Genomic DNA, 12499 nt, shown 5'->3' with positions numbered 1-12499 from the left:
TCAGCTGTCCTTGCGGAGGGCGTGGGCGAGGAGGTCGAGGAAGGAGCGGTTGATGAGGCTCGACTCGGCAGGCCGCAGCGGCCGCCGGGACAGCAGCGCGGCCTGCCCGTAGAGCGCTTCGGCGCTGGTACGGGCCAGCTCGGGCTCGTCGATGGCGACGGCGGTGCGGACCAGCGGGTTGAGCTGGTTCAGGATCAGCTGCGCCCGCGGCGCCTCCTGGCGCAGGGCGCCGAGGATGTCGCCCCACAGGCCGCCCTCCTGCTCACGGGCGAGCTGCGAGCGGGTGCGCTCGTGCCGGGCCTCGCGGCTGTCGACGAGCAGCGCGGGAGCGGACGCCGGCTGGAAGGTGCGCAGCGCGACGTCGCAGTCGAAGACGGCGAGGGCGTCGCGGGCCAGGGCCAGGTAGGCCGCGGCGGCCAGCTCCGTCTCCCGGTCGACGGGGTCGAGATGGGCGGTCAGGGTCGCCGGGTCGAGGTCGGCGACGCCGACCTCCGGCCTGATCTCCGGCAGCCGGTGGACCAGCTCCCGGTCATACGTGTAGCCGCCGTTGACGACGCCGAGCCCGGCGGCCGACGCGATCGCCGCGACCTGCCGAAACTCCTCCACGCTCGACGTCACGAGTACGGTGCGGTGGGTGCGCGCGAACTCGTCGAGCGTGGTGTGCCCGTCGGTCGTCTCGAACGGCAGCCAGGGCAGCAGCATCCGCAGGATCTCGTCGTCGTGCACCGCGAGCGACTTCACGGCCAGGTGGTGGGCCTGGAGGAAGCGGGCGAGCAGGTCGGGGTCGCTGGCGGCGGCCCGGGCGATCCACGCGCGCAGCCGCTCGGCGAGCGCGTCACGGACGGCGGCGAGCGTGTCGTCCTCGTACAGCGCCTCGCGCGACGCCGTCGGGCGCAGGCTCTCCGCGTCGACGACGCAACGGACGAAGAACGCCCACTCGGGCAGGATCTCCTCGGCCTGCTCGGACAGCAGCATGCCCTTGACGTGCACGCGGTGGCCGTGGCGACGGCCCGCCGGCACCGTCTCCGGCAGCACGCACGCGATGCCCTTCAGGCCGACGGCCGGCAGGTCCAGCTCGATGGTGTCCAGCGGTGTGAACCCGAAGGTCTCCTGGCCGTACGCGGCCAGCGCGCGGGAACGGGCCCCCGGCGTGGGGTACGTACGGGCCCAGGGCGCGGGCTCGGGGTTGACGGGGGCGCCAGGGCCGCCCGTACCGCCCGCGCCGCCTGTGCCGTCGTCGAAGGTCACCGGGTGGCGCAGCAGCGAGCCGAAGTGCCGGGCCAGCGTGTGCACCTGCGCCGGGCGGGTCCACTCGCCCGCGTCGGCGCGCGGCGTCAGGGTGACGGTCGTGCCGGGCCGGGGGCGGGCGGACACGGGCAGGGTGCGCACGGTGTAACTGCCGTCGCCGCGTCCCCTCCACTCAACGGTGGGCGCGTCGGGGGTGCGGGCGGAGCGGCTGAGGACGTGGATCTCGTCCGCGACGAGGAAGCAGGAGAGCAGTCCGATGCCGAACTGGCCGATGAAGTCGCCGCGTTGCTCGGCGATCTTCTCGGCGCGCTTGCTGCTGCGGCCGATGGTGGCGAGGAAGGTGTGCACGTCGGACGCGGTGAGACCGACGCCGTCGTCCTCGACGCGTACGACCGAGCCGTCGGCGTACAGGCGGATGCCGAAGGGTTCGGCGGGGGCGGTCGCCTCGAGGTTGTGCCGGGCGGTCAGCGCGTCCACCGCGTTCTGCAGGAGTTCGCGGAGATAGACGCGTGGGCTGGAGTAGAGGTGGTGGGAGAGGAGATCGACGAGGCCGCGCAGATCCACCTGGAAGGTGCGGTCGTCGCCGGCCGGGTTCGTGGCGGTGTCGGGCAGTGTCATCAGGGCAGTCCGGGGGTGGGAGGGGCGACGGGTGGCGGGGGCGCGACCGTTACCGGAACCGGGCCCGGCGTGCGGTGCTGGCGCGGGCGGTGGCGGCGGGACCCGCGTGCTGCTCAGGCGCGGCGGTGGTGGCGGGCGAACTGCTTCTCCGGCTCCGCGAAGTACGTCCAGGGCCAGCTGGTGTAGGCGCCGTCGAGCGCCTGGAAGACGCGCCGGACCGTGTGGCGCTCACCGGCCAGCGACAGGGCCATGGCGAACACGTTGAAGTCGTGCTGCCAGCCCGGGCACCGCACGTAGGCGGGGTGGAGGATGCTGTGATCGGCCGCGTTGCGCAACTCCGCCTGGATCTCCGGCGTTTCCAGGCAGTCCCCGTCGTCCGACTCGACCCATTCCTCGATGTGCGCCATGGCGATCACACAGCCGAGGCGGTGCCCCTGCGGGGCACGGGCGAGCGCCTCGCGGGCGAACGCCAGCGCCTGACCGGGCTCGCCGCTCCAGCGGGGCTGCAACTGCGACACCCACTCGACGTGGGTCTCCAGGTCCAGCGGGTCGCGGCGCAGGGCGGCCTCGAGCCGGGTCTCGTTGACGGCCCGGCCCAGCGACATGCCGCGGCCGGAGGTGAGGAGACGACGCCACGGCGTGACCCAGTCCGGCCGCAGCTCGGCGGCCTCGAGGAGCTGCTCCTCGGCGATGTGGAGCCGCTCGTGGAAGACGCGCCACTGCTCCTGCGTGACGTTCACGGCACGGTCGGAGGTACGTGCCTCCCAGCCCCAACTGATGTGGCGCGTCCCGGATATCAGCAGGGCCGTCGCCCGGTGCTCCTTGTCCTCCTCGACGGCCGGGCCGATCCAGTCCTGCACCCCGTCCAGGTCGGCCAACTCGCCCAGCACCCGGTGGTCGCGCCCGATGTCGAAGGGGACCAGCGCCGCCTTGACCGCCTCCCAGTCCCCGGCGTCGGCGGCTTCCACCAGCGCGAGCACCCGCCGGTCCCCGAGCGCGCGCAGTGTGTACATCCCGTTCTTCTGCCTGCGCGGGACCGGAAGCGCATGCGGATCCGCCGCCGGTCTCTCCCCGTCACCACCGAACAGCCTGCCGAACATGCCGCGCCCTCCCCTGGTCCCGCGTGATCGTCCGGTGCAGCATAAACGGCCCCACCGACACCGCTTCCACAGAGTTTTCGCCGGTACTTCACGCTCCCGCACGCGGCCGGCCGGCCCCGGGACGACACGGCGCGGACAACTGCTCCTAGGATCCGAACATCGGTGGAGATCGACAGTTGGGGCGGGCCATGGAGGAGACCGAACCGTTCGCGCTGATGCGGATCATCGGCGAGTACGGCGGGGGAAGCGTCGTGGTCGAGCTGAACCCCTCGTACGCCCCGGGCATCCCGGACATCGTGGGACAGCTCTCCGTCCACAACGACTTCGTGACGGGCATCCAGGACATCTACGTCGATCCGAGGGACCTGGCCGGCTGGGCCCACGTCCTGGACGAGGTCGCCGCCGGCCGTGACGCCGTCTGGCGCGAGGCGGCCCGGGTCGCCGAGATCGGCATCCACTTGGCCTGGAGGGAGAACGACCACGACCAGATCAGGGTCACGGTCGACGACCAGCAGACCACCAGACTGGCCGTCTCCCTGACGATGCCCCCTGGCTGGATCGACGACCAGCGCGCCCTGCTCACCCGACTCCGCGCCGCTTGGGCACACCTCATTCCCGAGGAATGAGGGGCGCGCGGACCCACGGACGCCGAAGGGCCGTCAGCCGCCTCCTCCATCTGGATGAGCCGACTGTCTGCCCACAAACGGTCCGGTTGAGCGGAACCCGCTTCGACCCTCGGAGGTGGTGCCTCACTGCTCCGCTGGCTCCCTGGGTGGCTGTTCGTCCCGCGGCTCAGTTCTCCCAACCGTGTGCAACGAGGCAGCAAGGATCCGGCAGACCTCAACTCGTTGCCCTTGGTCACAGCCGTCTAGAAGCCGTTCCAGACGGCGAAGCACGGCCAGGTCCCGTACGTAGCATGCGACAACTCCCAGGACCATGCACGCCGGTACTACGAGCGCCATCCCGGTCAGGGTCATGACTTGTAACCCTCCCTGATGGACTCCGCAATGTCTGCCGCGTTGCGGCCGTACAGACATGATCCGTGGCGATTCAAGATCACTGTGCGATCCCCGAGATGAGCAGAGTGCCGGGAGATCAACTCGATCGCGTTCGCCCGGGGTACGTCCTCAATGAAGCCGTGGGCCAAGAGTTCCGCGCAGAGCGCTTCCACGGTGTCACCGCAACACCACTCGATCACCAGATCACCGGCGTGATGTGTGTAGCAGTTGGCGAATCCGTGTGGCTCCGCAGTTCTGTTGACCAAGCCAGGGCAGCGCAGAATTCGACTCAACAGCAAGTCACGTACTCGCAGGTCCTCGATCCCTCTTGAGTCTGTCCACTCCTGAGCCTCTTGCCTTTCGTCGCGAGAGAGGCCACCGGGAACTCGCTTCCACAGAAGTACCTCGCCGTCACGCGCGGACGGCAGACGGAGAGGGCGACCATCGGAACCCGTCACCGTGACGTGAGCCGAGCTGACCGCGTCGTGGAGAGTCAACCGCGTTCCGATCCCCTGGACTCGCAGCCCGGGGACGCCGCGGATGCCACCGTAGAAGTGATCGAACCTCGGGAGGAGCTCAGAGAGAACCGCGTTGGCCATGTCGGAGTCCAGGGTCAGCTCCACCCCCTGACTCACTGGCTTTGCTTCTCGCACACCAAGAAGAGCGCCATTGAGCTGTCGATCCTGGAAGCTGCTGGCCAACACGTGGGCCATATGTGCTTCCAGACGACGCTGACGTAGGTCGGGGGAATCTGCGATCGAGGACCCGAGATAGACGTTGGCCTGTTGGGCCAGCCTTGAAGCAGTCGAGAGCGTGAATGAGGTCTGGTCCCGGATCTTCTTGGCCAGACGGTTGGTGTTACGTGACCTGGACATACGCCGCGCCGCCCCTTCCACTTGCCGCCCGGCGACGACAGGAGAGACAGATCGGATGTCCTGATGTAGTGACTGCCAACTGCGGGTGACTCTCAAGAGCCCACTGCTCGCTCCGGCGCCGGGACCGGATGTAGCGAGACACGCTGCCGCAGCAGCGCCGCATATACAATACACCAATGTCTTGCTGAGCCGTTCCGGGTTCGGTAGGGACTCGATCCTCTCAAATGATCGAGTCCCTACCGAACCCGGAACGGCTCACTAAGACGGCCGCCACCCCCTGATCCACGGGCGTCATCCTGCCGCAGAAAGTGCTCGGTACGGCCCGTGGGGCGGGCTCGTTGGTCAGGGCGGGAGCGCCCCGACCACTCGCTGGTCACAAGATCACACGAAGCCCTGATCCTTCTCGGCGGCGAAGGGTGCATATCCAACCGGGACCTCACTGACCTGTAGGTCAGAGAAGATCAAGGTCACGTTATGTGCGTTCGTCTCGATGCGTACCTCGTGGAAGTCGATCCCGACGGCCTTCGACCAGCGGCGGGTCGCTTCCGACTCAGGCAGAAGCTTGGCTCCCGGATACAGGTCATGCCACTTCACCCCCCAGACGTATCCGTCAAGAGCGACACCGGTTTCGTGGTCGATGAGCCGCTCGTCCAAAGAGCCCCGCCACGTCTCCGCCGGCACCGACGTCTCGCACCGCGCCTCAACGCAGTACCGAAAGAGATACCGCAGGTGGACCGGCGCGATGCCGGTACGGGGATCGGCCGTTGCATAGACGATGACCTCGTAGTCGCGCATGTAGTTGGTGTATCCGTGGTGCACGACAGCGTGATCGAAGGTTTCGTCCAGCATCTGTTCAAGTACGGCAGTATCCATGCCGCCCTTCTACCTCACTCGACGAGACCTTCGACAACTAGATTCACGGGGGGCTCACGCGCCGCTGTCTCAGAGATCGACCGGGGACAAGTCCTAGCAAGCGGCCCCGGCCGACGCCGCGCGACGCTCGTTGGAAATGGTTGTGACCGCTCTTCCGTGACGGCTACGACCACTGCATCATCTGCCCGCCCTGCGTCGAGTCGATTGGTCACTGAGTCGAGGTCACAGCCGACCGCAGTGCTCAGTCACAACCGGCAACGCTTTCGAGCGGCCTTCCGCCGGGGCCGGCCGTTGCTGTTCAGTCCTGGTGGTTGTCCCGGACGATCCGGTCGACGACTTCCGTGGCCCGCTCCGGCTGCTCCTCGAACCAGGCGCCGAGGTGCTCCCGGACGGCCTCCGCGACACAGACCCGCACGTCGCTGTTGCCCAGCAGCCCGTGCGTGGCGCCGAGGAATTCGGGACGGTCGAGTTTCACCGACACGACTGCCATGAGGCCGTCACTGATCCGGTCGGCGCCGAGATCGGGGCCCCGCCGCCGCCAGCAACCCCCTGTCCCGCGCGTACGCGGTGACCGCGGCCGCCACTCCGTCGCGGAAGCCGTCCAGGTGCGTGCCGCCCTGGGGAGTGGCCCGGCTGTTGGCAAAGCTGCGCAACCGCTCCTCGCGGGAGCCGCTCCACAGGAGGGCCACCTCCATCGTCCCCGCCATCCGCGGGTCCTCCCGCTCGAAGCCGATGACGTCCGAATGGAGCGCCGTCCCTGTCTCCGCGTCGAGGGCGGCCACGAAGTCCCGTACTCCGTCCGGGAACCGGAACCGTACCGCCCGAGCTTCTCCCGCCGGGCATTCGTCTGTCAGCGAGATCCCCAGTCCCCGGTTGAGGAATGCCACCTGCCGGAAACGCTCCGCCAGCACGGCGAACGAGCAGTGCGTCGCCTCGAAGATCTCGGTGTCGGGCCAGAAAGCGATGGTCGTTCCGCTTCCGGTCGCGGGCCCCACGGCGGCGGGCGGGGCGACCGCGACACCGCGCGCGTACTCCTGGACCCGGCGGACCCCCTCGCACCGCACCTCGGCCGTCAGCCGGCTCGACAGGGCGTTGGCGACGAAGAGCCCCACACCGAAATGGCCCACGGCCGCGATGTGTCGGCCACTGGGCTCGGCCCCGGCTGAGAGGCTGGTCAGCAGCGCTTCGAGGCCCGGGCGGCCGGTGTCCCCGGCGGCCCCGAAGGGACCCCCCGGCCCGTCGTCCGCGACCCGCACGCCGCCGTCGGACGTGAGCGTGACGTCGACGGAGCCGCTGCGGCCAGCCAGGACCTGGTTCACCGCCCGGCCGACGACCTCGAACACCAGCTGATGCAGACCGCGTTCGCCGATCGAGCCGACCCACATCCCGGGCCGTTTGCGAACGGCTTCCCGCCCCTCCAGCACCTCGATTCGGGCAGCGTCGTACCCCGTTCCTTCCCCACTCACGAAGACCCCTCCCATGGCGTCCGGCAGACCTCCCCAGCCTAGGCCGAATCCCGGAAAACACCAGGTCAGCGCCGCTTCGCTGACGCCGCGGAACGGACGGGTGAGGGCTGCCGGGAAGCGGCCGGCCAAGGTCCCATGCACGGCGGCCCGAACGTGTCCGGGGGCCCGCCGAAGCCGCCTACGACCCCCCTCCGGGCGCCCCTGAGGTCCCCAATTCCGGTACGGGGCAGGTCATCCAGCGAAGCCTGATCAGCCACCTGCGGCGCGCTTTGGTCAAAGGATGCAGCAGTCATGGAAGAGCGGTCACAACCTTGAAAATCCCCACTCCGTTGAGCGCCTGCCGAGTGGAGAGAAGAGTCCTGGCCGTTTGAACAGATCCCCATCACAGGCAGGCAGGGCCCGCAGCGCACCCTGATGCCCTCGCTGCTCGCGGCAGCGAGGGCATCAGTCGTCAGGCAGCGCGGGGTGTGGGTAACCGCGAGACCCATGTCGTGACCTCGGTCAGGTGCTCAGGCTGTAGACGCCGAGGGTGCGGGCAAGGCGGAGGGCCTGGTCCTCGTTGTCGAAGGGTCTCTTGGCGTACTTGAAGATGGCCGTGGCACCGTCGGGGAAGGTCACGCGCTCGACGCCGGACATGGACCACACGCGCACCTCCTCACGCGTGCCGGTGGCCTGCCCGGCCACGGTGAGCAGGTTGTCGAGAAGTTCGGCGCCGGGGTTCGTGGTCACGTCGGGGCTCCGGAGAGGGGTGGCGGCGTCCGGGGCGGGCGAGGGATGCCGGCCCGCCCCGGAGCCTGATCGGGTGGGTACGCGGAGGGGTTCACGCGGTGGGCGTAGACCTGCTCGATCCAGCCCGCCTTGAACGCGGCGAGGTCGTCACGGAAGTTCGCCATCGAGGCACCGTAGGGCGCGACCACACCGCCGGACTGGTCCGGCACGGACTGGCAGCCGTGCACGAGCCGGCCGCCGAGCGCCGTGTGGGCCTTGATGGACTCGATCCGGCGGTGCTCGTTGAACCAGCCGCCGTGGTAGACCTCGTCGAGCATCCCGCCCACCTCGTCGTCCAGGTCGAAGACGACGGAGGTGGCGGCGAGGAAGAACCAACACGGGCCGACGTTGGAGATGTGCCCGTCCAGCTCGACCTTGTTGAGCGCCATGAGCGTGGCGGCCCCGCGGAGCATCCGCAGGTGCTCGGCGGTGATCTGCGGAAGGCCGAGGCCGGCCAGGTGCTCGTCGCGGAACAGGTACGCGTACACCTCGTACGCGGTGGCCAGGACGCGGGCCGCGTCGGAGGTGGACTCGCTGTGCTGCTTGATGAAGTCGAGCGCGAGCTGCTCGACCGCGCTCTCGGTCGTCTCGTCCACGTTCAGGAGCTGGGACTTGACCAACTCCCTGTCGGCGACGAGCCACGTTGTCGACTCGAAGCGGAAGAAGTACTCGGCCGGGTCGATGGTGATGCGCCGGCCGTCGACCTGGATGCCGGGCAGGCGGCTCCAGCGCGGGTCGAACGCCCCGGGCAGCTCGACCGTGATACGTCGACGGCCAGACCGAGGCCCTCCTCCACATCACCCACGCCCGCGCCTACGCCGCCATCGACGAGAACTCGTCGGCCGCACGCGCCCTGCTCGCCGCCGAAGACGCCCTCTTCCGTGACGACGACCCCCAGCCCAGCTACTCCCGCGTCAGCGGTCCCGCCGCCGGCACGGTGGCCAGCCACACCGCCCGCACCCTGACCGACCTCGCCGACCACGTCGGCACCGAGCAGCAGCACCGGGACGCCCTCACCCGCTGGGATCCCGAGAAGTACAGGCGCGTCCATGCCCTCACCCACGCCGACCTCGGCGACAGCCTCGCCGCCCAGGCCCGCGCCGACGAAGCCGTCGCCGCCTGGACCCAGGCCCTGGACCTCATGGAGGGCATGACCTCCGACCGGACCCACAAGGCCATCACCTCGATCCGCTCCACCCTCGCCATCTACCAGCGGCGTAAGGTGCCCGGCGCAGCCGATCTCGCCCGCCGCGCCCGCGAAGCCCTCGCCTAACATGCCCGACAACCCGCCCGACGAAGGGAACACCGTGGCCCAGCAGACCGACGACCGCTCCCAAGCCCTCAAGCCGGCGCTCGAATCGATGACCCTGCTGGTCGCGGCCGTCATCGTCCACGACAAGGCCACCAACCGCGTCGTCCTCCTCCAGCGCAGCGAGAACGCCAAGTTCGCCCAGGGAATGTGGGACCTCCCCGTCGGCAAGAGCGAACCGGGTGAGCCCATCACCGAGACCGCGGTTCGCGAGCTCTACGAGGAGACCGGCCTGACGGTGAAGCCCGAGTCCCTCAAGGTCGCCCACATCATCCACGGCGCCTGGGGCGTCGAAGCCCCCAACGGCTTCCTCACGGTCGTGTTCGCCGCCCACGACTGGACGGGCGAACCCGAAAACCGCGAACCCCGCAAGCACTCCCAAGTCCGCTGGGTCGACGCCGACGCCATCCCCGAGGAATTCGTGGAGACGACTGCCATCGCCCTCCACGGCTACCTCGGAGGCGGGCCGCAGGTCTCCCTGAACGGCTGGAACTAGTGCCGCATCAGAGAACCTTTGCCCTGTGGTGACGTGATGCGCCGTTCGGATGCTGGTTCGGGCGGCGAGTACGTGCCCGCGGGGTCGATGGCGACGAGGGCAGCGCCTGCTGCGGATCAGTCCTCCACGCGGTATGCGCACGCGATTATGACGGCCTCTCGCGTCGGCTCGGGCGAGGGCTGGGGCATGGCCGGTGTGGGCCACGGAGCGGCTTCTGTCTTCTCGGCAACGGCACCGGGAGAAGAGCAGGACGTCGGCGTCGGCTCGTCCCGCCCCCAGTCGTCCCAGCCGACCGGCCCCCACGACTCGTCAAGCAGCACCGTCAGCCCGCCGCCAGTAATGACGAGCACGGCCCATATCACCACGGCGAATCGCTTCATCCCTCGCGACACCATTTCTCCTCACCACGTCAGTCAGCGCCTCCCACAAGGGACGACTCCGTCGACATCGAGTGCGGGTCTAGGCGCGCCGATCCTCATCCCACATCCCCGACCAACCAGATGGCCGACCGACCAGGGGCTCCTTGTGTTTGTCTATCCGTTCCACGATCGATCTGTCCAACAGCCGCAACTCGGCTGCTCCCCCGAGCACTGACCGCGCAGCGGCTCCGGATCGGCAACCCGCCGACGACGACTGCCAGCCGGGCGGCAGCACCTGCGGTGCGGCGATATCTGTATACGTCGTCGCCTTCGGCGTCCGGGCCGCCACCGTCTACCGGTCCGTCACCGAGGCCGGCCGTCCGAGAACCTTCACCCTCCCCGAACGCCGGGAGATCAAGAAGATCGCCAAGTCCAGGTCGACCGAGCACGGCCTGCCGTTCTCGACCTGGAGCCTGGCCAAGCTGGCCGACTTCCTGGTCGCCGAGGGGGTGGCCGACGACATCAGCCACGAGGGCCTGCGGGTCCTGCTCCGCGAGGAGGGCGTGTCGTTTCAACGCATAAAGACCTGGAAGACCTCCCGCGATCCCGATTACGCCGCCAAGAAAGCTCGCGTCGAGCACCTCTACTCGATCGCCGACAGCGAGGTCATACCCGAGGACGGCGAACCCGCAGTCGTCTTATGCCTGGACGAGTTCGGCCCGCTCAACCTTCAGCCCCGCCCCGGCCGGCAGTGGGCCGAGCGCGGAGGACGGCACAAGGACCCCGACCGGGAGCCGAGGCCCCGCAGGCGGGCGACCTACACCCGTCCGCACGGGGTCAGGCACCTGTTCGCCGCCTACGACCTCGGCAAGGACAAGCTCTACGGCCACATCAAGCCGAGAAAGAACCGGACGAGGTTCCTGGAGCTCTGCCGCTACCTGCGCAGCCTCTACCCGCCGGAGATCCGCATCGCGATCGTGCTCGACAACTTCTCCCCGCACCTGACGACGAAGAAGGACGGCCGGGTCGGCGACTGGGCCGCGGCCAGCAACGTCGAGTTCGCCTATACGCCTACGAACAGCTCGTGGCTGAACCGCATCGAGGCCCAGTTCACCGCCCTGCGCTACTTCACCCTCGACGGCACCGACCACGCCAGCCACAAAGAGCAGGGCAGCATGATCCGCCGCTACATCATCTGGCGAAACCGTCACGCCGACGATCAACGACTACGAGCCGTGGTTGACAGGGCGAACGTTGCCTGATGCGGCACTAGGCAGCAGCGCAGCGTCCCGGCACACCCGCGAGGACTTGGACGCCGTCGCGGCCGAACTCAACGGCCGGCCACGCAGAACGCTCGGCTGGGAGCCCCGGCCGAGCGCATGCATCGACTCCTCGTGGCGTGAGACGTAGTTCTCGTCCGGCCTACAGACCGTGGCCATGGGTTCGGTACGGGACGCCCAGCCGGTCGCCGACCTCGGCGAGCAGATCCGGGCAGAAGTAGTACCAGCGCAGGCGGGTGATCCCGCCGTCGGCTGTCTCCGCTCGGAGGATGTCCTCGACTGCCTCGGGTCCGTCGCCGTCGGTCGGGCCGGCCCACATCAGGACCAGCGGGTCCCCGTCCAGTTCTCGGACTTCGGCTCGCCACCGGACCGAGGTCTCCACGTGCAGGGCGTGGTGCAGCGAGCCGGCGGTGATCTGGCGCCGCCCGACTTCATGGGCCATCCCGATGACGTCGCTGACCGCATCGTCGACGAAGAGCTTGGCCAACTTGTCGAGGTCGTACGCGGTGAACGCCATTGCGAGGGCATCGAGCGTGTCCCGGTCGGGAGCAGTGCGGCGGGCGAGCGCGGTAGCCCGCTCAGGGTCGGCGAGGCGTCCGCGGCCACGGTGCAGTGCGGCCTTCACCGCCCCCTCGGTGGTGCTCAGCATGGCGGCGATCTCCTTCAACGGCAGGTTGAAGACGTCCTTGAGAACGACAGCGGCGCGCTCCTGTGGTGCCAGCAGTGTGGCCATCTCCGCGAGCGCGTCCCTGACCTCGGCGGGGTCGGCGACCAGCGGGGCCGCGCGTTCGGACGGCTCCACGAGAAGCGGGGCGGGGCGGCGGACCTGGTCGAGGTAGGCGTTCGTCGCGATCCGCGCCAGCCACGCCATCGGGCGCTCGACGGGCTGGTGGGACTGTGCTGCCCGGTTGAGCGCTCGGGCGAGCGTCTCCTGGGCCAGATCCTCGGCGTCCCACACGCTGCCGGTCAGGCGACGGCAGTACCGGAACAGCTCACCCCGCAGCGGTTCCAGTGCGACCAGGAACTCACGGCGCGCGGCCTGGGCAGCTGCCAGCAGAGGCTGTGGCAGCACGTCGAGCGGGGGGACGGATCGGGTTGAGGCGTCACTT

At 69.2% G+C, this 12499-nt stretch carries 10 protein-coding genes and 4 pseudogenes; 5 read left to right on the top strand and 9 right to left on the bottom strand.

Annotation, left to right across the window (positions count from 1 at the left end; translation table 11 throughout):
- Positions 1 to 1866, bottom strand: a complete 1866-nt coding sequence (locus ACWD01_RS21765) for an HSP90 family protein (protein WP_451164220.1) — start codon at positions 1864 to 1866, stop codon at positions 1 to 3.
- A 113-nt stretch (positions 1867 to 1979) separates the two neighbouring features.
- The gene (locus ACWD01_RS21760; protein WP_451164218.1) at positions 1980 to 2966 is read right to left on the bottom strand and encodes a hypothetical protein; all 987 of its coding nucleotides are present in this window, start codon (positions 2964 to 2966) and stop codon (positions 1980 to 1982) included.
- 188 nt (positions 2967 to 3154) lie between these two features.
- On the opposite strand from ACWD01_RS21760, the gene ACWD01_RS21755 reads away from it, so the two are divergent.
- Positions 3155 to 3592: a DUF5959 family protein gene (locus ACWD01_RS21755; protein ID WP_451164216.1), complete on the top strand. Its 438-nt coding sequence runs from the start codon at positions 3155 to 3157 to the stop codon at positions 3590 to 3592.
- Between the two features lie 347 nt (positions 3593 to 3939).
- On the opposite strand, the gene ACWD01_RS21750 is transcribed toward ACWD01_RS21755, so the two are convergent.
- The 6 genes and pseudogenes from ACWD01_RS21750 to ACWD01_RS21725 form a co-directional block, all read right to left on the bottom strand.
- Positions 3940 to 4839: a hypothetical protein gene (locus ACWD01_RS21750; RefSeq protein WP_451164214.1), complete on the bottom strand. Its 900-nt coding sequence runs from the start codon at positions 4837 to 4839 to the stop codon at positions 3940 to 3942.
- Between the two features lie 381 nt (positions 4840 to 5220).
- The gene (locus tag ACWD01_RS21745) at positions 5221 to 5712 is read right to left on the bottom strand and encodes a YxiG-like protein (RefSeq protein WP_451164212.1); all 492 of its coding nucleotides are present in this window, start codon (positions 5710 to 5712) and stop codon (positions 5221 to 5223) included.
- 298 nt (positions 5713 to 6010) lie between these two features.
- Positions 6011 to 6202: a hypothetical protein gene (locus tag ACWD01_RS21740; RefSeq protein WP_451164210.1), complete on the bottom strand. Its 192-nt coding sequence runs from the start codon at positions 6200 to 6202 to the stop codon at positions 6011 to 6013.
- Between the two features lie 7 nt (positions 6203 to 6209).
- The gene (locus tag ACWD01_RS21735) at positions 6210 to 7178 is read right to left on the bottom strand and encodes a DNA gyrase subunit B (RefSeq protein WP_451164208.1); all 969 of its coding nucleotides are present in this window, start codon (positions 7176 to 7178) and stop codon (positions 6210 to 6212) included.
- Positions 7179 to 7697: 519 nt separating this feature from the next.
- Positions 7698 to 7907 (bottom strand): annotated as a pseudogene (locus ACWD01_RS21730) (aminoglycoside phosphotransferase family protein); the annotation flags it as partial.
- Between the two features lie 80 nt (positions 7908 to 7987).
- A pseudogene (locus ACWD01_RS21725) lies at positions 7988 to 8710 on the bottom strand (hypothetical protein); the annotation flags it as partial.
- Between ACWD01_RS21725 and ACWD01_RS21720 the strand changes: the two are divergent.
- From ACWD01_RS21720 to ACWD01_RS21705, 4 genes and pseudogenes are all read left to right on the top strand, one after another.
- Positions 8710 to 9219: pseudogene (locus tag ACWD01_RS21720) on the top strand (tetratricopeptide repeat protein); the annotation flags it as partial. The pseudogenes ACWD01_RS21725 and ACWD01_RS21720 overlap by 1 nt on opposite strands.
- A gap of 1 nt (position 9220) precedes the next feature.
- Positions 9221 to 9751 carry an NUDIX domain-containing protein gene (locus tag ACWD01_RS21715; protein WP_451164206.1) on the top strand — a complete coding sequence of 177 codons (531 nt, stop codon included), beginning with the start codon at positions 9221 to 9223 and terminating at the stop codon, positions 9749 to 9751.
- Between the two features lie 529 nt (positions 9752 to 10280).
- Entirely contained in the window at positions 10281 to 11372 is a 1092-nt protein-coding gene (locus ACWD01_RS21710; protein ID WP_451164204.1) for an IS630 family transposase, read from the top strand.
- Between the two features lie 25 nt (positions 11373 to 11397).
- A pseudogene (locus ACWD01_RS21705) lies at positions 11398 to 11513 on the top strand (IS30 family transposase); the annotation flags it as partial.
- 19 nt (positions 11514 to 11532) lie between these two features.
- On the opposite strand, the gene ACWD01_RS21700 reads toward ACWD01_RS21705, so the two are convergent.
- Positions 11533 to 12462 carry a sigma-70 family RNA polymerase sigma factor gene (locus tag ACWD01_RS21700; protein ID WP_451164202.1) on the bottom strand — a complete coding sequence of 310 codons (930 nt, stop codon included), beginning with the start codon at positions 12460 to 12462 and terminating at the stop codon, positions 11533 to 11535.
- Between the last annotated feature and the right edge of the window lie 37 nt (positions 12463 to 12499).

Source organism: Streptomyces sp. NPDC002835, assembly GCF_053591995.1.
Note: the sequence above shows the minus strand (reverse complement) of the source record. Positions and strands in the feature narration are given on the sequence as shown.

Coding starts and splice junctions, on each gene's coding strand:
- ACWD01_RS21765 (WP_451164220.1), bottom strand. CDS start 1,866: ATGACACTGCCCGACACCGCCACGAACCCGGCCGGCGACGACCGCACC.
- ACWD01_RS21760 (WP_451164218.1), bottom strand. CDS start 2,966: ATGTTCGGCAGGCTGTTCGGTGGTGACGGGGAGAGACCGGCGGCGGAT.
- ACWD01_RS21755 (WP_451164216.1), top strand. CDS start 3,155: ATGGAGGAGACCGAACCGTTCGCGCTGATGCGGATCATCGGCGAGTAC.
- ACWD01_RS21750 (WP_451164214.1), bottom strand. CDS start 4,839: ATGTCCAGGTCACGTAACACCAACCGTCTGGCCAAGAAGATCCGGGAC.
- ACWD01_RS21745 (WP_451164212.1), bottom strand. CDS start 5,712: ATGGATACTGCCGTACTTGAACAGATGCTGGACGAAACCTTCGATCAC.
- ACWD01_RS21740 (WP_451164210.1), bottom strand. CDS start 6,202: ATGGCAGTCGTGTCGGTGAAACTCGACCGTCCCGAATTCCTCGGCGCC.
- ACWD01_RS21715 (WP_451164206.1), top strand. CDS start 9,221: ATGCCCGACAACCCGCCCGACGAAGGGAACACCGTGGCCCAGCAGACC.